General features: G+C 67.5%; 22 protein-coding genes. 16 read left to right on the forward strand and 6 right to left on the reverse strand.

What is annotated here, in order from left to right; genetic code table 11:
• Window positions 1–4 precede the first annotated feature (4 nt).
• The 3 genes from Q8S38_RS08115 to Q8S38_RS08125 all read right to left on the reverse strand — a co-directional run bounded on the left by Q8S38_RS08115 (window position 5) and on the right by Q8S38_RS08125 (window position 6,703).
• The gene (locus Q8S38_RS08115; RefSeq protein WP_305679915.1) at window positions 5–2,299 is read right to left on the reverse strand and encodes a sensor histidine kinase; all 2,295 of its coding nucleotides are present in this window, start codon (window positions 2,297–2,299) and stop codon (window positions 5–7) included.
• A 212-nt stretch (window positions 2,300–2,511) separates the two neighbouring features.
• Entirely contained in the window at window positions 2,512–5,157 is a 2,646-nt protein-coding gene (gene pepN, locus Q8S38_RS08120; protein WP_305679916.1) for an aminopeptidase N, read from the reverse strand.
• 100 nt (window positions 5,158–5,257) lie between these two features.
• A complete protein-coding gene (locus Q8S38_RS08125) occupies window positions 5,258–6,703 on the reverse strand; it encodes a cation diffusion facilitator family transporter (protein ID WP_305679917.1) in 1,446 nt (481 codons plus the stop codon).
• Window positions 6,704–6,912: 209 nt separating this feature from the next.
• On the opposite strand from Q8S38_RS08125, the gene Q8S38_RS08130 reads away from it, so the two are divergent.
• From Q8S38_RS08130 to Q8S38_RS08205, 16 genes are all read left to right on the forward strand, one after another.
• Window positions 6,913–7,362, forward strand: a complete 450-nt coding sequence (locus Q8S38_RS08130; protein WP_305679918.1) for a VOC family protein — start codon at window positions 6,913–6,915, stop codon at window positions 7,360–7,362.
• A gap of 45 nt (window positions 7,363–7,407) precedes the next feature.
• Window positions 7,408–7,572, forward strand: coding sequence for a hypothetical protein (locus tag Q8S38_RS08135; RefSeq protein ID WP_305679919.1), 165 nt, complete (start codon window positions 7,408–7,410; stop codon window positions 7,570–7,572).
• Window positions 7,572–8,465 (forward strand): PfkB family carbohydrate kinase, encoded by an 894-nt coding sequence (locus Q8S38_RS08140; RefSeq protein WP_305679920.1) that lies wholly within the window; start codon window positions 7,572–7,574, stop codon window positions 8,463–8,465. The genes Q8S38_RS08135 and Q8S38_RS08140 overlap by 1 nt, the downstream gene beginning before the upstream one ends.
• Window positions 8,466–8,580: 115 nt before the next feature.
• Window positions 8,581–9,435 (forward strand): urease accessory protein UreD, encoded by an 855-nt coding sequence (locus Q8S38_RS08145; RefSeq protein ID WP_305679921.1) that lies wholly within the window; start codon window positions 8,581–8,583, stop codon window positions 9,433–9,435.
• A gap of 10 nt (window positions 9,436–9,445) precedes the next feature.
• Window positions 9,446–9,775, forward strand: coding sequence for a hypothetical protein (locus tag Q8S38_RS08150; RefSeq protein ID WP_305679922.1), 330 nt, complete (start codon window positions 9,446–9,448; stop codon window positions 9,773–9,775).
• Window positions 9,772–10,392, forward strand: a complete 621-nt coding sequence (locus tag Q8S38_RS08155; protein ID WP_305679923.1) for an urease subunit gamma — start codon at window positions 9,772–9,774, stop codon at window positions 10,390–10,392. The genes Q8S38_RS08150 and Q8S38_RS08155 overlap by 4 nt, the downstream gene beginning before the upstream one ends.
• A 51-nt stretch (window positions 10,393–10,443) precedes the next feature.
• The gene (locus Q8S38_RS08160) at window positions 10,444–10,725 is read left to right on the forward strand and encodes an AbrB/MazE/SpoVT family DNA-binding domain-containing protein (protein WP_305679924.1); all 282 of its coding nucleotides are present in this window, start codon (window positions 10,444–10,446) and stop codon (window positions 10,723–10,725) included.
• On the forward strand, window positions 10,725–11,123 hold the full coding sequence (locus tag Q8S38_RS08165; protein WP_305679925.1) for a PIN domain-containing protein: 399 nt from the start codon (window positions 10,725–10,727) through the stop codon (window positions 11,121–11,123). Before Q8S38_RS08160 ends, Q8S38_RS08165 begins: the two co-directional genes overlap by 1 nt.
• A 7-nt stretch (window positions 11,124–11,130) precedes the next feature.
• Window positions 11,131–12,867: an urease subunit alpha gene (ureC, locus tag Q8S38_RS08170; protein WP_305679926.1), complete on the forward strand. Its 1,737-nt coding sequence runs from the start codon at window positions 11,131–11,133 to the stop codon at window positions 12,865–12,867.
• 73 nt (window positions 12,868–12,940) lie between these two features.
• On the forward strand, window positions 12,941–13,192 hold the full coding sequence (locus Q8S38_RS08175; protein ID WP_305679927.1) for a hypothetical protein: 252 nt from the start codon (window positions 12,941–12,943) through the stop codon (window positions 13,190–13,192).
• Between the two features lie 58 nt (window positions 13,193–13,250).
• The gene (locus tag Q8S38_RS08180) at window positions 13,251–13,454 is read left to right on the forward strand and encodes a hypothetical protein (RefSeq protein ID WP_371125856.1); all 204 of its coding nucleotides are present in this window, start codon (window positions 13,251–13,253) and stop codon (window positions 13,452–13,454) included.
• Window positions 13,455–13,526: 72 nt separating this feature from the next.
• Window positions 13,527–13,835, forward strand: a complete 309-nt coding sequence (locus Q8S38_RS08185; RefSeq protein WP_305679929.1) for a putative quinol monooxygenase — start codon at window positions 13,527–13,529, stop codon at window positions 13,833–13,835.
• A gap of 29 nt (window positions 13,836–13,864) precedes the next feature.
• Window positions 13,865–14,578, forward strand: coding sequence for an urease accessory protein UreE (locus Q8S38_RS08190; protein WP_305679930.1), 714 nt, complete (start codon window positions 13,865–13,867; stop codon window positions 14,576–14,578).
• A gap of 11 nt (window positions 14,579–14,589) precedes the next feature.
• Window positions 14,590–15,264 carry an urease accessory protein UreF gene (locus tag Q8S38_RS08195; protein WP_305679931.1) on the forward strand — a complete coding sequence of 225 codons (675 nt, stop codon included), beginning with the start codon at window positions 14,590–14,592 and terminating at the stop codon, window positions 15,262–15,264.
• Window positions 15,265–15,555: 291 nt separating this feature from the next.
• Window positions 15,556–16,188, forward strand: a complete 633-nt coding sequence (ureG, locus tag Q8S38_RS08200; protein ID WP_305679932.1) for an urease accessory protein UreG — start codon at window positions 15,556–15,558, stop codon at window positions 16,186–16,188.
• Between the two features lie 22 nt (window positions 16,189–16,210).
• Entirely contained in the window at window positions 16,211–16,792 is a 582-nt protein-coding gene (locus Q8S38_RS08205) for a HupE/UreJ family protein (protein WP_371125857.1), read from the forward strand.
• Window positions 16,793–16,853: 61 nt separating this feature from the next.
• On the opposite strand, the gene phnE is transcribed toward Q8S38_RS08205, so the two are convergent.
• The 3 genes from phnE to Q8S38_RS08220 are packed head-to-tail and all read right to left on the reverse strand — an operon-like array spanning window position 16,854 to window position 19,371.
• Window positions 16,854–17,660 (reverse strand): phosphonate ABC transporter, permease protein PhnE, encoded by an 807-nt coding sequence (gene phnE / locus Q8S38_RS08210; RefSeq protein ID WP_305679933.1) that lies wholly within the window; start codon window positions 17,658–17,660, stop codon window positions 16,854–16,856.
• On the reverse strand, window positions 17,657–18,502 hold the full coding sequence (locus tag Q8S38_RS08215; RefSeq protein ID WP_305679934.1) for a phosphonate ABC transporter ATP-binding protein: 846 nt from the start codon (window positions 18,500–18,502) through the stop codon (window positions 17,657–17,659). Before Q8S38_RS08215 ends, phnE begins: the two co-directional genes overlap by 4 nt.
• Entirely contained in the window at window positions 18,502–19,371 is an 870-nt protein-coding gene (locus Q8S38_RS08220) for a PhnD/SsuA/transferrin family substrate-binding protein (RefSeq protein ID WP_305679935.1), read from the reverse strand. Before Q8S38_RS08220 ends, Q8S38_RS08215 begins: the two co-directional genes overlap by 1 nt.
• Window positions 19,372–19,374: the final 3 nt, after the last annotated feature.

The raw sequence follows: 19,374 nt of genomic DNA on the forward strand, positions 1-19,374 counted from the left end.
GTGCTCAGGCCGCCTGGGCGGTGATCCGGCCGGCGCTGCCGAGCGGGAGATGGACCATCACGATCGTGCCGGCGCCGACGGCCGAGCGCAGGCGCAGCGAGCCGCCATGCAGCTCGGTCAGCGAGCGGGCGATGGCGAGGCCCAGCCCCGAGCCCTTGTAGCTGCGAGTGAGATCGCCCTCGACCTGCTCGAAGGGCCGGCCGATGCGGTCGATCTTGTCCTTGGGGATGCCGATGCCGGTGTCCTCGACGAAGATGTTCAGCGCGCCCGGGACCTGGCGGATCCGGATGGCGATCTGGCCTTCCTCGGGCGTGAACTTCACGGCGTTGTCGAGCAGATTGCCGAGAATCTGGTAGAGCGCGTGCGGGTCGGCTTCGAGATGGGTATCGCGCGGCCCGTCGATGGTGAGCGCGAGGCGCTTGCGGTCGATCTCGTCCTGGGTCTTGCGCACCGCCTCCTCGATGACGAGCCCGAGCGCGATGTCGGCCTTCTCCAGCGAGACCTTGCCCGATTCCAGCCGCGACATGTTGAGGATGTCCTCGACGAAATCGAGCAGATAGCCGCCGCTGAAGCGGATATCGCGGACATAGTCGGTGTATTTCTCGCAGAGCGGCCCGAACATATTGTTCTGCATGACCTCGGAGAAGCCGATGATGGCGTTCAGCGGCGTGCGCAGCTCATGGCTCATATTGGCCAGGAACTCCGATTTGGCCCGGTTGGCGCTTTCGGCCGCGGCCTTCTGTTCGAGATAGCGCTCTGCCATGTCGGCGAGCTGCTGCGCTTGCGCCTCGAGCTTCTGGCGCGAGGCCTTGAGATCGGTGACATGCATCAGGAGCTGGTGCTCGGACTGGGTCAGCCGCTCTTCCTGCTGCTTCAGCTTGGTGATGTCGGTGCCGACCGAGACCGAGCCGCCATCCTTGGTGCGGCGGCCGTTGATCTGGAGCCAGCGGCCATCCGAAAGGCGCGCCTCATAGGAGGACGATCCGTCGTCGGCGCGCAGCGAGCGCATCGGCTCGCGGTCGATGCTGGGCTGGGCGCTCGACCGCATGATCGCGTCATGGCTGGCGCCGGCCTGGGCCAGCTCCGCCGGCAGCTTGTGCAATTGCTGGTACTTGGCGTTGCAGAGCACGAGGCGGTTGTCGGCGTCCCACAGCACGAAGGCTTCCGAGATCGCCTCGACGGCGTCGCGCAGGCGGGCGTCCGAGGTGGCCGTGCGCTCGGCCATGCGGCGCTGCTCGGAGATGTCCACGACGATGCCGACGAGATGCTTGGCATTGGTGCGGCGATCGGTGACGAGCTCGGCGCGGGCCTTGATCCAGATCCAGTTGCCGAGGCTGTCGCGGACGCGGAATTCCTGGTCGAGATGGGTGGCCTCGCCGCGGCTGATCGCGTCGGCCAGCGCATAGAGATCGACATCCTCGCGGTGAACGAAGCTGCTGACCTCACCGAAGGACATGTACTGTCCGGCGCGATCATAGCCGAGCATGGCGTACATCGAATCGGACCAGTAGATCCGGCCCCGCGCCAGATCCCAGTCCCACAGCCCGCAATGGCCGCGGTTGAGGGCGGTGTCGATGCGTTCGCGGATGCAGTCGCAATCCTCGTCGGCGGCCCGGGCCCGGCGCGACTGCACGATGAAGCCGATGGTGATCGCGGTCAGCACGAGGCCGGCGGCGGCGAACAGAATGGCGAGTGCGCCGCGGCGCTGCTGCCAGATCGAAAGCGCACGCGAGATCGGCTGCAGCACCGCCACCTGCCCCAGCGGGGCGGCGAGGTTGCGGACGGTCGCCAGCGCCTCGACCCCGTCGGGCAGGGTGATGCGCATGACGCCGGCGCGGTCTGCGAATGCGGTCAGGGGCTGTGACTGGCCGAGGAAATCCACCAGCGTGCGCCGCGTCTGGCCGATGGCCGGTTCGCTGGCGACGACATGCCCGTCTTCGGCGCTGACATGGACGATGCGGCCATGGGCGGAGAGGTGGCGGGTGGCCAGTGTCGTCAGCGCGAAGGTCGGCGCGACGCCCTTCAGCGTGGCGTTGTCGATCTCGCGGGCGAGCAGGGACGAGACGAGATCGATGTCGCCGGCTGCATCCGCCAGCACGTCGTCGCGCATTGCGGTGGTCTGCAGCGCAGCGCCTGCCGCCAGGATGATGATGAACACAGCGACGAGGCCGGGGATGACGGCCCGGAGCGTCGGCTCGAGATTGGCGAAACGCTGATACAGCGGATGTGTCAGTGACCTAGCGACACCCAGAATCGAATCTGCGCGCACAGATGCGCAGCCCGCGTTGGCACGCGTCATGCCCGTCCCCCTTCGGATACCTTGCCGTCAGTAGATCGGGAGACGTGCCGCATCCCCGCGAATCACTTTTAGTTGAATCCGTGGGGCCTGATTTGTCTAGCCTTGAGTTGAATCTACGGTGTCGAATTCATCCCTGGGTTGTATCGCTCGCGTGATTGAATCTTGTGCGGGTAATGAAACGTTAACCTTCTCGACAGGTCGTCGTTAACCTTTCAGGCCAGTGTGCGTTCGGCGATGTCGGCGACGTCGCGCGACAGGTTCGGGGTGTTGGCGACCATGGCCAGTTTCGCCTCTGCCAGCGCCCGGCGGCCGGGCTCGAGCATGCGCCAGCTCTTGAACGAGGCGAGCAGACGCGAGGCGACCTGCGGATTGGTGCGGTCGAGCGCGATCACGATATCGGCCAGGAAGGCGTAGCCCTCGCCGTCGGTGCGGTTGAACTGGGTGAGGTTGGCGGCAAAGCCGCCGATCAGCCCCCGAACCCGGTTGGGGTTGCCGAGCGAGAACGCCGGATGCTGCATCAGGCCCCGGACGCGGTCGAGTGTGCCGCTTTCGGGGATCAGCGCCTGCGCCATCAGCCATTTGTCGAGCACCAGCGGTTCGGCTGCATAGGTTCTGGCGAAGCGCGCGATCAACTCCTCGCGGGCCTCGCCGGGGATCAGCGTCATCGCGGCGAGCGCCGCCAGCCGGTCGGTCAGGTTGTCGCTGCCCGCGAACTGGGCTTCGGCCAGGCGGGCGCCGGTCTCGGGCGAGGCCAGTGCGAGGAGGCCCAGCGCCTCGTTGCGCAGGGCGCGCCGGCCGGCCGAGGCCGCGTCGGGGCTATAGCGCGCCGCTCCCGTCAGGGTGTCGCGCAGCGCCAGAAGCTGCGGCGCGATCAGCCGGCCGATCTCGGTGGAGAGCCCGCGATGGGCGGCGTGGATCGCGTCGGGATCGACGTCGCGGCCGATCTCGCGGGCGATATCGCCCTGGCTGGGCAGCCGCAGCACCTGCGCCGCGAAAGCCGGGTCGGCGGGCGCCTGGCTGTGCAGGAACCCGTCGAGGACCTCTGCCAGCGCGCCGGCCGTCGAAAGCAGCGCGCCGCGCCGCGCCGGATCGCGGCCGGCCTCGATCAGGGCCCGGCTGGCGACGGTCTGCCAGGCCTGCCAGCGGTTGAACGGGTCGCTGTCGGCGGAGAACAGCCGCAGCAGTTCGGCGTCGCCGAGATCGAGTTCGAGGCGCACCGGCGCCGAAAAGCCGCGCAGCAGCGAAGGGGTCGGCGCCTCCTCGATCTCGCTGAAGGTCACCGAGAGCGAGGCCTCGTCGAACACGATCAGTCCGTCGCCGGCATAGGCGGCCGAGGTCGTCTTGAGCGGCAGGTCGCCGTTTGCCCCGACGAGGCCGAGCGCGACCGGCAGCACGACAGTCTGCTTGTCGGGCTGGCCCGGCGTCGGCGCCGTCGTCTGGGCGAGGTCGAGCGTGTAGGTCGAGGCGGCCGCGTCATAGCGGCCCGACGCGACGATGGTCGGCGTGCCCGCCTGCTCGTACCAGCGTGCGAAATGCGTCAGGTCGTGGCCCGAGGTCTCCGCGAAGCAGGCGAGGAAATCCTCGATCGTCGCCGCCGTTCCGTCGCAGCGCTCGAAATAGAGGTCCATGCCGGCGCGGAAGGCGGCCTCGCCCACCAGGAGCTTGAGCATGCGGATCACCTCCGCGCCCTTCTCGTAGACGGTCGGCGTGTAGAAGTTGTTGATCTCCTTGTAGGCGCGCGGCCGCACGGGATGCGCCAGCGGCCCCGCATCCTCGGAGAACTGGGTCGTGCGCAGGGTCCGCACATCGGCGATGCGCTTCACCGGGCGCGAGCGCTCGTCGGCCGAGAATTCCTGGTCGCGGAAGACGGTGAGGCCCTCCTTCAGGCAGAGCTGGAACCAGTCGCGGCAGGTGATGCGGTTGCCGGTCCAGTTGTGGAAATACTCATGCGCGATGATCGCCTCGATCGAGGCATAGTCGCCATCGCTCGCGGTCTGCGGGTCGGCCAGCACGTATTTGTCATTGAAGATGTTGAGGCCCTTGTTCTCCATCGCGCCCATGTTGAAGTCCGAGACGGCGACGACGTTGAACATGTCGAGATCGTAGTTGCGGCCGAAGACGCGCTCGTCCCAGCGCATGCAGCGCACCAGGCAGTCCATCGCCCAGCCGGCGCGGTCGGCCTTGCCGGGCTCGACATAGACGGCGAGCTCCACCGGGCGACCCTCGGCCGTCACATAGCTCTGGCGGACATGGTCGAGCGCGCCGCCGACCAGCGCGAAGAGATAGGCGGGCTTGGGGTGGGGATCGTGCCAGACGGCGAAATGGCGTTCGCCGCCGGGCACCTCGCCGGAGGCGACGAGGTTGCCGTTGGAGAGCAGCACCGGCGCGATCAGCTTCCTGGCTTCCAGCCGCACCGTGTAGACCGACATCACGTCGGGCCGATCCAGGAAATAGCTGATCCGGCGAAAGCCGTCCGCCTCGCACTGGGTGCAATAGACATGGGAGGAGAGGTAGAGCCCCATCAGCTTGGTGTTGGCCGAGGGGTTGATCTCGGTGTCGATCATCAGCGTGAAGCGGCGTGCGGGCGGCGCATGCAGCGTCAGCTGTTGCGGGGTGGCGCTGTAGGCCGCCTCGTCGATCAGCAGGCCGTCGAGCCGCAGCGCCACCAGCTTCAGCTCGTCGCCGTCGAGGATGAGCGGCGCGCCCGGGCGGCCGGCCGGGTTCGGCCGCAGGCCGAGCTGCGCGCGGATGCGCGTCTTGGTCGGATGCAGGCTGATGTCGAGATCGACCGTGTCGATCAGCCAGTCCGAGGGGCGGTAATCCTCGAGGCGGATCAGCGGATTGTCTTCGGAGCGCATGACGGACTCTGGAAAAGCAGACGAAAAGATCGTGACAGGCTAGCGGGCGTCGGTTGTCTGTAGCTCGCCGGCCGATGGGCTGAAAGGGACGCGATTGTCGCTAGCGCGCGACGTCCGCGATCGTCGGCTCGGCATGGCTGACCAGCCGGCAGACCTGCGGCCGCGCGATCCGGACCGCCCGTTCGATCTGGTCGACGGCGGCGTGGACCGAGGCGACGTCGAGCGTGGGGTCGACGCGGCAATGGTAGTTGACCACCAGGCCGTTCAGGGTCTGGCGAACCCTGACATTGTGGATGTCGTGGATCGGTCCATCGAGCTTCGCGGTCTCGGTGGCCAGCGCCTTGCCGATATCCTCGACCGTGTCCCAGGCGGCGTCGTGGCCGGCCGGCGCGCCGGTTTCCATCGGCTCGATATGCGTCTCGACCTCGGTCTCGCCGCCGAACTCGTCGCGGATCGCCGCCTCCAGCCGCGTCGCGATCTCATGCGCCTGGCCCAGCGGCAGCCTGGCCTCGACCTCCATGTCGAGGCTGACCGAGAGCCGGGGTCCGATGGTGTGGACCGAGACGTGATGCACCGGGATCTTGAGCTTCAGCGCGATCAGCAGGACGCGCTCGAGCGCCGTCTCGTCGTCGACCTGCACCGGGTCGGTCGTCACTGCGATCTCGGCGCCGGGCTCGATGCGCTGCAACTCGCTCGCCAGCACCTCGCGGATCGTCGCGACCCGCTCCAGCGGCAGGGTGCGCGATACGTTGATGCCGATCTCGCCGAGCACGCGGCCGCCCGTCGGCCGGACCTTGAGCCAGTTCACGCCGACAACGCCGGGAACCGCCTCGGCGGCCTCGCGCAGGCGTTCGCTGACCCCCTTGGGCGCTGCATCGAGCAGCGTGTCGATGGTGCGCCGGCCCAGCCGGTAGGCCGACAGCGCCGTGAAGGCGGCAATCGAGAAGGCCGCCACCGTGTCGGCCCGCGCGATGCCGTACCAGACTCCGATCAGCCCCAGCAGCACCAGCGTGGAGCCGACGAAATCGGTGGAAAAATGCGTCGCCTCAGCCGCCAGCGCCTCGGATCCGGTTTCCTTCGCCACGCGCGTCAGCGAGCGCCAGCGGATGGCGTCCACGATCATCGACATGAGCATGATGCCGATGACGATCGGGGTGACCTGGACGTGATCGATCAGGCCCGTCCAAAGCCGGTTGCCGGCCTCCCACAGGATCGCGCCGGCCAGCGTGAACAGGATCGCGGTCTCGACCAGCGCGGCCAGAGCCTCGACCTTGCCATGGCCGTAATGATGCTCGTCATCGGCCGGCTTGTCCGACACGCGCACGGCAAACCAGGTGAACAGCGTCGAGCCGATGTCGATCAGGCCCTGGAGCGCGTCCGTGAGCAAGGCCAGCGAGCCCGACAGGATCGCGCCGATGAACTTCGCGCCGGTCAACAGCAGCGTCGCCATCACAGAAAGCAATGCGGCGCGCTGCTTGATCTGCGCCATCTGGGCCGGGGTGGCGCGAATAGGGGCGTCGCCGCGGCCGTCCTGCATCGTGCTCATGGCCTGTCCTGCGATTGGGTCGACGTGGGAAGCGTGGCGTCGTCCGAAGACCGGCCCCACTTTCGGCGTCATGCTCATGCGTCTTGGAACTGTGTTCGTGAGCGGCGATGCTTTCGCCCGATTCAGCGGTAGGATCAACCCGGTCCCGACCGACGGACCCCGCCATCACGAGCCCGGCTCCTCAAGGCCGGCCAGAGAGGACTACCGACATGCGCTATCTCCACACCATGGTCCGCGTCACCGATCTCGACGCCGCGCTCGATTTCTACGTGACCAAGTTCGGCCTGGTCGAGACGCGCCGGATCGAGTCCGAGAAGGGCCGTTTCACGCTGGTGTTTCTGGCGGCGCCCGACGATCTCGACGCCGTCAAGGCGACCGGGTCGCGTGGCCGGCCGACGCTGGAGCTGACCTACAACTGGGATCCCGAAACCTACACGGGCGGGCGCAACTTCGGCCATCTCGCCTATGAAGTGGACGACATCTACGCCACCTGCGAGGCGCTGATGAAGGCCGGGGTCACGATCAACCGTCCGCCGCGCGACGGCAACATGGCCTTCATCCGCTCGCCCGACAACATCTCGATCGAACTGCTCCAGAAGGGCGATGCGAAGCCCCCGGCGGAACCCTGGGCGAGCATGGCCAACACCGGGGTCTGGTGAGCCCGGATAGTGGCGGCTGACGCTCATCTGTGAGAGGGTCACGGCATGAATCTTGAAGAACCGATTTTCGTCGATGATCCCGCCATACTCGACTCCGTCGCGCGCTTGGCCGAGCTTTGCGCGTGCTCGGAGGAGGAGGCGATCGGTATTGCAGTCCGGGCGGAGTTGGCCATCCTCGGCAAGGCCGCTGCGGGGCTCGACGAGGCCTGATGACCGGCGTCTTCTGTCTCGGCATCTCGACGCTGGATTATGTCTACAGCGTCGAGAGCCTTCCCACCCGCGGCGAGAAATACCGCTCGAAGGGGCTCGCCGTGGTCGGCGGTGGCTGCGCCGGCAACGCCTCAGTCGCGATCGCCCGGCTCGGTGGTCGCTGCTGGCTGGCGACGCGCCTGGCCGATGATCTCACGGGAGACCAGATCGTCGCCGATCTGGCGGGCGAGGGTGTCGATACGCGCTTCGCCTGCCGCTTTCCCGATCTGCGCTCGCCGGTTTCGGCAATACTCGTCGATGCGCAGGGCGAGCGCATGATCATTTCCTATTCGGACCCGCAGATGCCGGAGGAGGCCGATTGGCTTCCGCGCGAGCTGCCGCAGGGCGTCGGCGCCGTGCTCGCGGACACGCGCTGGGGTGAGGGCGCGCTCGCCGCGCTGCAGTTGGCGCGGGCGGCCGGTGTGCCCGGCGTTCTCGACGGCGACCGCAAGCCGCCCCATCCCGATCTGGTCACCACCGCGAGCCATGTCGCCTTCAGCGCGCAGGCGCTGGCCGAACTGTCGGGAGAGGCCGATCCGCGGGTCGGGCTCGCGCGGCTGGCGCAGGGCGTTCCGACCTGGCTCGCCGTCACGCTCGGCAAGGACGGCGTGCTCTTTGTCGAAGATGGCACGGTCGTTCACCTGCCGGCCTTCGCAGTCGACACCGTCGATACGCTGGGCGCGGGCGATGTCTGGCACGGCGCCTTCACGCTGGCGCTGGCGGAAGGGCAGGGCGCGCGCGCCGCGATCCGCTTCGCCTCCGCCGCGGCCGCGATCAAATGCACCCGCTTCGGCGGGCGCTCCGGCGCACCGCGGCGCGCGGAGGTGATGGCCTTCCTGGACGCCGCCGGCTGATCGGCGGTTCGCGCAGGAGGAATGCCTTAAATTGAGGCAGACCGAGACGCGCAGGCTCTTGCCCGATAAACGGACGCGCGGAAGATAGGTGTCGTTCCTCGTGTCGGGATTGTCCATGTACGCGCCGCCCGTTCCGGCAGCCCATGAGCCGCTGCTTCCGGCCTATGTCCGTGCGTCAGGCGGCGTGCGCCTGCGCTTCGGGCGGGTCGGCGGGCAGACCCACCGCCTCGACGTCGCCGAGTCGGGCGGCTACCGCGCCCGTTTCCCGACGACCTTCGACGCGACCAGCGAAGCCGTGCTGATCAACACCGGCGGCGGCATGGCCGGCGGTGACGCGATGAGCGTCGAGATCGAACTCGGGCCCGGCAGCGATGCGATCGTCACCACCCAGGCGGCGGAAAAGATCTACCGCAGCCAGGGCGCCGACACCCGCATCGACACCCGGTTGTCGGTGGCTTCCGGGGCGAGCCTCGCCTGGCTGCCGCAGGAAACGATCCTGTTTTCCGGCGCGAGACTGGCCCGCCATCTCGCCCTCGATCTCGCCCCCGATGCCCGGCTGGTCGCTTGCGAAAGCGTCTTTTTCGGGCGCAGCGCGATGGGCGAGACGATGCAGCGCGGCGCCTTGCGGGACCGCTGGCGCATCCGCCGCGGGGGAAAGCTCGTCTTCGCCGAAGATGTCCGGCTGGAGGGCGCGATCGCGGAGCGGTTGGCGCGACCGGCGATCGGCGCCGGCGCCCGCGCCGCCGCCACGATCGTCGCGGCCGGTCCGGATCTGGCCGAGCGGTTGGAGCAGATCCGGGCGCTGGCGGCCGGCGAACTCCAGGGCGCGGTCGAGATCGGCGCCGGGATCGTCTCCGATCTGCTCCTGATCCGCCTGCTCTCGCCCGATGCCCAGGCGCTGCGTCGCGTGCTCGTCACGCTGCTGCGGCATCTGACCGGCCGTGCGCTGCCGCGCACCTGGTCAACTTGAGGAGAGCATCATGCTGGCGATCCAGGGTCTGAAATGCATCTATGACACCGGCGCGCGGGGCTGGGCGATCGAACTGGCGCTGAGCGGCGAGGGCGAGGACGCGGTGCGCCGCTTCGACGTCGACGGACCCGACGACGCCGAAATGCTGATCGAGGCGTTCGAGGATTCCACCTCAAGCGCTTTCGATCCGGCCACCGGCGAGATCGTCTTCGCCTATGAATACGCCGATTTCGGCGTCGAGGACGAAGACGAAGAAGACGAGGACGCCGAGGATGAGGAGGCCGGTGACGAGGCTTCCGAGGACGGCTCCGACGAGGACGAAGAGAAGGGCAAGAAATGAATCTGACGCCGCGCGAAAAGGACAAGCTGCTCGTCGCCATGGCCGCCATCGTGGCCCGCAGACGACTTGAGCGCGGCGTCAAGCTGAACTACCCCGAGGCCGTCGCGCTGATCACCGACTTCGTCGTCGAGGGTGCGCGCGACGGCCGATCCGTCGCCGACCTGATGCAGGCCGGCGCCCATGTGGTGCGCGCCGACCAGGTCATGGACGGCATCGCCGCCTTGATCCACGACGTCCAGGTCGAGGCGACCTTTCCCGACGGCACCAAGCTCGTCACGGTCCATGAGCCGATCCGCGGCGCTTCTGATGCGATGAAGCCCGGCGAGGTCACGACCCTGCCGGGGGACCTGATCATGAACGAGGGACGTGAAAGCCTGTCGCTGAGCGTCTCCAATACCGGCGACCGGCCGATCCAGATCGGCTCGCATTACCATTTCTTCGAGGCCAACCCGGCGCTGCGCTTCGAGCGCGACAAGGCGCGCGGCTTCCGCCTCGACATCCCTGCCGGAACGGCGGTGCGCTTCGAGCCGGGCCAGACCCGCGAGGTCAGGCTGGTGGCGCTCGCCGGCAAGCGCGAGGTCTATGGTTTCCGCCAGGAGGTGATGGGGAAATTGTGAAGCTCCTTACTTTCTGGTAATGTAAGGCGCCTTCGCAATGGAGTATGCGTCATGGTGCTCAAGCTGACGACGACGATGACCTCGAAGGGCCAGTTCACGCTGCCTGCGGAGATCCGGCAGGCCCTCGATCTGAGGCCCGGCGACGAGCTGCGCTTTGAACTGACGGATGACAAGCAACTCAACGTTGCTCCGAGACGCCGGCGAAGCATTCGCGAGTTGCGCGCCACCTTGCCTCCGCTGACCTTGGGGCGGGATCTGACGCAGGCAGATATTGACGATGCCGTCGCTGCAGCGATGGACGAGCAGGAACAGCGCGTTCGGTCGGGCAACTGATGCGCGGCATCGATACCAATATTCTGCTGCGGACGGTCGATCTAACCAATCAGGTCCAGACGGACGCAGTCGAACGACTGCTTGATCAGGCCGTCGATGAGCCGTTGTTTGTCAATCATGTCGTTCTCAGCGAGTTCGCCTGGACACTGGAACGAACCTACAAGCGCTCACGGCAGGAGATCGTCACGCGCTTGCGTCATGTCCTCGAGGCTCCGGAATTTGTCGTCCAGCGGCCTGAACTCGTCGAACAGGCGATCGAGGCCTTCGAGAAGAGCAAGGCTCAGTTCCCTGACTGCCTGATCGGCGCGACGAATCTTGCATCCGGCTGCACGACCACACTGTCCTTCGACCGGAAGGCCGTCGCCATTTCGTCCCTGTTCTCGCCCATCCCGAACTGAGGCTGCCATGCCCTTCAATTACCCCCGCAATGCCTATGCCGCGATGTTCGGCCCCACCACCGGCGACACGGTGCGCCTCGGCGACACCGAGCTCGTCATCAAGGTCGAGAAGGATTTCACCACCTATGGCGAGGAGGTGAAGTTCGGCGGCGGCAAGGTCATCCGCGACGGCATGGGCCAGAGCCAGGTCCGCAACGCCGACGGCGCGGTGGACACGGTCATCACCAACGCGCTGATCCTCGACCACTGGGGCATCGTCAAGGCGGACATCGGCATCCGTGCCGGGCGAATCTGCGCCATCGGCAAGGCCGGCAATCCCGACATCCAGAGCGGCTTCGGCAATTTCGACCCGACCGAGACGATCATCGTCGGCCCCGGCACCGAGGTCATCGCCGGCGAAGGCAAGATCGTGACCGCCGGCGGCTTTGACAGCCATATCCACTACATCTGCCCGCAGCAGATCGAGGACGCGCTGATGAGCGGGCTCACCACCATGCTCGGCGGCGGCACCGGCCCCGCGCACGGCACGCTGGCGACGACCTGCACGCCCGGCCCCTGGCATCTCGGCCAGATGATCAAGGCCGCCGACGCCTTCCCGATGAACCTCGCCTTCGCCGGCAAGGGCAATGCGGCGCTGCCCGGCGCCCTGATCGAGATGGTCGAGGCCGGCGCCTGCGCGATGAAGCTGCACGAGGACTGGGGCACGACGCCCGCCGCGATCGACAACTGCCTCTCCGTCGCCGACGACTACGACGTGCAGGTGATGATCCACACCGACACGCTCAACGAGAGCGGCTTCGTCGAGGACACGATCGCCGCCTTCAAGGGCCGCACCATCCACGCCTTCCACACGGAAGGGGCGGGTGGCGGCCACGCACCCGACATCATGAAGGTCGCAGGCCTGCCCAACGTCCTGCCGTCATCGACCAATCCGACGCGGCCCTTCACCGTCAACACGCTCGACGAGCATCTCGACATGCTGATGGTCTGCCATCACCTGTCGCCCTCGATCCCGGAGGATCTCGCCTTCGCCGAGAGCCGCATCCGTAAGGAGACGATCGCCGCCGAGGACATCCTGCACGATCTCGGCGCGCTCTCGATGATGTCCTCCGACAGCCAGGCCATGGGCCGCGTCGGCGAGGTCATCACCCGCACCTGGCAGACCGCGCACAAGATGAAGGTCCAGCGCGGCACGCTGGCGCAGGACGTCGGCACCGGCGCCGACAATTTCCGCGCCAAGCGCTATGTTGCGAAATACACGATCAACCCGGCCATCGCGCATGGCATATCCCGCCATATCGGCTCGATCGCGATCGGCAAGCTCGCTGACATCGTCATCTGGTCGCCGGCCTTCTTCGCGACCAAGCCGGATCTGATCATCAAGGGCGGCATGATCGCCGCCGCGCCGATGGGCGACCCCAACGCCTCGATCCCGACGCCGCAGCCGGTGCATTACCGCCCGATGTTTGGCGCCTTCGGCAAGGCCGTGACCTCGACCTCGCTGGTCTTCGTCTCGCAGGCGGCGATGGCCAACGGCCTGCGCAACCGGCTCGGCACCGAGAAGGAGATGGTCGCGGTCGAGAACGTGCGCGGCGGCATCTCGAAGAAGAGCATGATCCACAACGACGCCACGCCCGACATCCAGATCGACCCGGAGACCTATGCGGTCGTCGCCGACGGCGAATTGCTGGTCTGCGAGCCCGCAAAGGAACTGCCGCTGGCCCAGCGGTATTTCCTGTTCTGAGCGAGACGGATCGCGGGCGGAACAGCCTGCGCGGGCCCGGCGTTTTGTCCCTGCCAGAACAGGGAGGTTCGCCATGGCCGACGACACCAAAGCTGCAGGACAACAGCCCGAAGCGCTCGCCACCTTCGCCGCCACTGCCCGCAATGATGGCAAAAAGCCTGAAGACATCGGTCTGACGGCGACGGCTGAAACGCAGCCCCTGGCGACGGCACCGGACCAGAAGGCCGATGCCGCGACCAAGGTTTTGCGCGAAGGCGTGCTCGGTCGCGACCAAGGCGCGGACGAGGCGGTTGACAGCCTGCCGGATCGGACGCGCTCCGACTGAAGGCGTCTGACATTGAGACCGTCTTAGTAGCACGGATGATCATCGTGCTACTAAGACGATGTGCAGCGCATCCGGCGGGGCTCACGAAGTGGCCAAGAGCCGCAAGGATCTAGCCCAGGCGGCGGCGCTGGTCGCGGCGCTGCGGGAGTCCGCCCCCTTTGCCTTCGCAGATGCCATGGCCGATGCGAGCGCTCGCGGCCGCGAGGGCTGGGCGAAGCCGATCGAGCGCTCGCTGTCGCAGATCGGCGCGGGCTTTCCCTGAGCCGTCCTGCATCCGCCCGCCGCTCCATCGCGTAAACGACCTTCACGTCCGTTGCGCTTCGGAGCCTGCTGTTTGTCTGACCCTTTTCTCGTGATTGCCCGCATCGAGGTCCGCCCCGAGGCGTGGGAGCCCTTCGTCGCCGCCGCCGGGCATTGTATCGAAGCCACGCGCCGCGAGACCGGATGCCTCGCTTATGAAATCCACGAGAGCCTGACCCAGCCCTGCCGCTTCGTGTCCTATGAAAGCTGGGAGACGCGCGCCGATATCGACCGCCACATGCGCTCCTCGCACATGCTGGCCTTTCTGGAGACGGTGAGGGCTTGCGTCACGACGCCGGCGGTGATCGAAGTGGTCGAACCGCGGTCGATCGACCGCCTCTGATCCACGCTTTTCTTACGGACGTCCTCATCATGCTTCGCGCCACCTCCGTCGTTCGCAAGGCCGCCGTCAGGCAAGACCGCGTCGTCGATACGCTGACGCTCGACCATGACGACCGCAACCGCCGCCGCCTCGCGCTCAAGGCCGATGGTGGGCTTGGAATCCTGCTCGATCTCGACAAGGCCACCGCGATCGGCGATGGCGACGCCGTCAAGCTGGAGGATGGCCGTCTCGTACTGGTGAAGGCGGCGCCGCAGAGCCTGCTCGAGATCCGCGCCGAGAATCCGCTGCGGCTGATGCGGGTCGCCTGGCATATCGGCAACCGCCACACCCCCGCCGAGATCACGGCAGACGCGATCTACATCGAGAACGACCATGTCCTGGCCGAGATGGTGCGCGGGCAGGGCTGCGCGATGAGCGCCGTGATGCGGCCGTTCCAGCCCGAGCGTGGCGCCTACGACCACGACCACGCCAATTGCGATCATCCCAGCCATGCTCATGGCCATCATGATCACGCCCATCATGATCACTCTCATGACCATCACGGGCATGATCACGCGGCGCATGCCCATGGTCATGCCGAAGCGCACGCCCATGGCGACAAGGCCCACGCCCACAGCCATGCGGAATCCCACAGCCACGCGGCGGGCGACGCCTGCGGCTGCGGCCACGATCATGCGCCTCACGACCATGGCCACAAGCACGGCGCCGAGCACGGCCCCAAGGGCCATACGCACGATCACTGATCGCCACAGCCATGGCGGCGCATCTGCCCCTGATGATCTGGCTGTCGCCGTCCTTTCCGGTCGGCGCCTTCGCCTATTCGCATGGCCTGGAATGGGCTTTCGAAAGCGGTGACCTGCATGATGCGCAGTCCCTGCACGACTGGCTCGACGCGCTGGTCTCGCAAGGGTCGCTGCGCAACGATCTGATCCTCTTCGCCTGCACGTTGCGGGCAATCGAGGCGGGGGACGACGCGGCGCTGACCGAGATCGCCGAACTGGCGCTGGCGCTGGCAAACTCCGCCGAGCGCCGGCTGGAGACGGTGACGCAGGGCAATGCTTTCGTCGCGGCTTTGCGCGCCGCCTGGCCCTGCGACGCCATCGAACGCCTCAAGCGGGTCTGCCCGGGCGACGTTGCCTATCCCGTTGCCGTCGCGACGGCGAGCGCGGGCCACGGCCTGCCGCTCGATGCGTCGCTGGAGGCCTATGGGCTGGCCTTCGTCGCCAATCTGGTCTCGGCCTCGGTCCGGCTCGGCATCGTCGGGCAGACCGACGGGCAGAAGTTGACCGCCGCACTGATGCTTGCCGTGCGCGCGGCCGCCGCCGAGGCCGGCCCGGCGACGCTGGAGGATCTCGGCGGCTGCTGCTACCGCTCCGACCTCGCCTCGCTGCGCCACGAGACGCAGTATTCCCGGCTGTTCCGCTCGTGAGCGCCCCATTAAAGGTCAGTCACGCGATCAGATGGTCCCTCGGCCGTTCAACCGCGCCGTCATTCCGGACAAGCCGCCAAGCGGCGCCGCTCCGGAATCGATCCTAGAGTGCCGCCGGTGCCCTATGATGGATTCCGGGTCTGCGCTTCGCTGGCCCGGAATGACGGCGAGGGAATGATTGCGCTGAGAGCCAATGGATTCCAGCACGGCGCAAGAGTTGCTTCCGCACTGCGCTTTGCCTCGCCGCACCGGCCGGCTACGCTGCCGTTTGAGATATAAGGATTCCTCCCCATGTCGCGCTCTCCTCACGGCCCCCTTCGCGTCGGAATCGGCGGCCCCGTCGGCTCCGGCAAGACCGCGCTGATGGAGGTGCTCTGCAAGCGCATGCGCGACACCTACGACATCTGCGCCATCACCAATGACATCTACACCAAGGAGGATGCCCGGCTTCTGACGGTGGCGGGCGCGCTGCCGCAGGAGCGCATCATGGGCGTCGAGACCGGCGGCTGCCCGCACACCGCGATTCGCGAGGACTGCTCGATCAACCTCGCCGCCGTCGAGGAGATGCGCGGCAAGTTCCCGAACCTCGACATGATCCTGATCGAATCCGGCGGCGATAATCTTGCCGCGACCTTCTCGCCGGAGTTGGCGGATCTGACGATCTACGTGATCGACGTCGCGGCCGGCGAGAAGATCCCGCGCAAGGGCGGCCCCGGCATCACCCGCTCCGACCTGCTGGTCATCAACAAGACCGATCTCGCCCCCCATGTCGGCGCGGATCTTGCAGTCATGGAGCGGGATTCGAAGCTGATGCGCGGCAAGCGCCCCTTCGCCTTCACCAACACGAAGGCGGGCGAGGGCGTCGATGTCGTGATCGACTTCATCGAGACGGCGGGTGGCCTGCGCGCCGCTTCGGCGGCGTGACGGACGTGCAAGGGAGACGGCGATGCGCGCAATGGCGAAACGAATGGGGCTCGTGGTGATCGCGTCTGCGCTCGCCGGGCCCGCGCTGGCGCATACGGGCGTCGGCGCCGTGCATGGCTTCGGCGCCGGCCTCCTGCATCCGCTCTTCGGCGTCGACCACGTGCTTGCCATGGTCGCGGTCGGTCTTTGGGCCGGGCTCACCGGCGGGCGGGCGCGCTTCGCCTATCCGCTCGCCTTCGTCGGCATGATGGTTCTCTCCGGCCTCTGGGGCATGTCCGGGGCCGCTTTGCCCGGCGTCGAGATCGGCATCGCCGTTTCCGTCGTCGTGCTGGGCCTGGCGATCGCGCTGCGGGCGACGCCGCCGCTGGCGGCGGGCGCGGCCGCCTGCGCGATCTTCGCCATCTTCCACGGCCATGCCCATGGCGCCGAACTGCCGCAAGGGTCGAGCGGGCTCGGCTATGCGCTCGGCTTCGTGCTGGCGACCGCCGCCCTGCACGGTGCCGGCCTCGCGCTGGCCGGCCTGCTGGCGGCGCGCGCGCCGCTGCTCGCCCGCGTCGCCGGCGGCGGGCTGGCGCTAGCGGGCGTCGCCATCCTCGCCAGCTAGCAATGTGAGCATCCTGCCACCCCGGGGGGCGGCAGGATCAGGCGGGATCCGGCCTTCGGCGTCAGATGATCCGGCGCCGCAGCCAGCCGCCAATCTGCTCGACCGCGACCACCAGCGCGAACACGGCCAGGATGATGGTCAGTGCGGTGTCGTAGTCGAACAGGTCGAAGGCGACCTTGAGCTCGACGCCGATGCCGCCGGCGCCGACCAGCCCGAGCACGACCGAAGCCCGCGTCGCCTTCTCCACGCAAAACAGCGAGGTCGCGATGAAGGACGGCATCGCATTGGGCACGACCGCCGAGAAGATCAGCCCGGTCTTGCTCGCCCCGATCGTCGAGAGCGCCTCGCGCGGGCCCTTGTCGGTTTCCTCCATCGCCTCGGCAAAAAAGCGCCCTGCATAGCCGATCGTGTCGATCATCAGCGCCAGCACGCCGGCTGCGGGCCCCAGGCCTACGGCAATGACGAAGAACAGCGCCCAGATCAGATCCGGCACCGTCCGGAAGAAGGCGATCAGCCCGCGCGCAAGCGTCCGCACGATCGGATGTGGCGAGAGCCCGTCGGCGGCGAGGATCGCCAGCGGAAAGCTCAGGATCAGGCCGAGCACGCAACCCGACACCGCCATCTGGAAGGTCGTCGCCAGCGACCAGAAGATCTGTTCGATGCGGCTGAGGTCCGGCGGGAACATCCGGCTCAGGATGTTGCCCATATAGGGGATGCCGCGGATCAGCTTCTCGGCTGACAGCTCCGAGCCGCTGAACGACCAGATCACCAGCGCCAGCGCCAGGAAACCGCCGATGAAAGCGACGGCGCTCGGACGTTCGAAGCGGTCGACGGCGAAGGTCGTCCGCGCGGTCTGAGGCAGGCTCATGCGAACACCGTCGCCGGCGCGCGGGCCGGCTCCTCTTGAGGCTCGGCACCGTCGCCCGGCTCCTCGAAGAAGGCGGCGAGTTCGGCCTCGGTGCAATGCCCGGCCCTGCGGTCGAGCGCGACCGTGCCGCCGCCCAGCCCGACGATGCGGTCGGAGAAGCGCAGCGCATGCGCCATGTGGTGCGAGACGAAGACCAGGGTCAGCCCCTTGTCGCGCGTCAGCCTGCACAACAGCTCCATGATCTCGCGGCCCGCGCGGGGGTCGAGGCTCGCATCGGGCTCGTCGGCGAGAACGAGTTCGGGCCGCTGCATCAGCATGCGCGCGATGGCGACGCGCTGCGACTGCCCGCCCGAGAGGGAATCGGCCCGCTGCAGCGCCTTGTCGGCCAGCCCGACGGCTTCGAGACAGGCCATCGCCTCGTCGCGCACCGCGGCCGGCGCGAGCGACTGCGCCCATGTGCGCGGCCCTGAGCGACGCGCCTGCACGCCATGCACGACATTGGAGAGCGCGCTGAGCCGCGCGACGAGATTATGCTTCTGGAAGACGACGCCGACCCGCGCCCGGAAGCGCTTCAGCGCAGATCCGCTGAGATCGCCGACCGTCTCGCCGAGCACGCTCAGCCGGCCCTGGTCGGCTTCCGCCAGCCGGACGATCATCCGCAGCAGCGTCGATTTGCCGGTCCCGTTCGCGCCGATCAGGGCGAGCGATTCACCGGCGGGCACGGACAGGTCGAGCTTCTCGATGATAGTGCGGGGCCCGAAACTCTTGCGCAGGCTGTCGATGGCGATGACGGGGGCTGGCGCCCCCGTCGGTAATGACCCGGTGGCGGGCGAGGATGTCATCACTCGATGAACTTGTTGAATTCGGTGATGCCGATCGTGGCGTAGATCGAGCGGACATAATCGTAGTCGCTGTCCTTGACCTCGGGCAGGAAGACGCCGCCGGTGAATTTCCGGTTGTCGTCGGTGCCGGTGACGACCGCCTTCATCAGCTCCGTGCCATGGTCGAGGAAGGCCTTGCGCACCTTGGCGACGATCTCGGGCTTCACCTTGGGGCTGGCGATCATCACGTCGTTGGGCAGGTCGCGGCCGCGCGCCACCACGGTGAAGCCGGTTTTGGTGTCGCTCTCGCGGATGCGCTGGAGATGGGTGAGGTTGAGGCCGATGGCGGCGATGTCGCCACGCTTCATCGCCTCGACTGCGACGTTGCGCTTCACGAAGATCGGCTTGTAGTCGACATTGTACTTCAGGCCGAAATCAGCGAGCGCCTGCGCGGGCCCGAGATGCTGCGAGGTCGAGCCGATCTCGCCGAAGGAGATCGTCTTGCCCTTGAGATCGGCGACGCTCTTGATCGGCCCGGTCGCCAGGACCGCGACCTGGCTGAAATAGTCCGGGCGCTGCCAGCCGACCACCGGAACCGCCTGGGTGCGGGCCTTGAACACGACATACTCGGCCGGACCGGTCAGGACGAAGTCGATCTGGCCGGCGGCCATCGCCTCGACCGCGGCCGTGCGGCCCGAAACCGCGAAGAACTGCACCTTGACGTCGGCGACCTTCTCGAAGGCGGCCTTGAATGGGCCGAATTCGCGCTGCAGCGATTCCGCACCGTCAATGTCGGTGACGGCGAAGCGGATCGCGTCCTGCGCCTGGGCGGTAGGCGTGACGAAGGCGGCCGCTGCGGCGAGCAGCGCGACGGCGATGGGCTTCAACATGGG

Source organism: Allobosea sp. (genome assembly GCF_030695125.1).
Classification (GTDB): Bacteria; Pseudomonadota; Alphaproteobacteria; order Rhizobiales; family Beijerinckiaceae; genus Allobosea.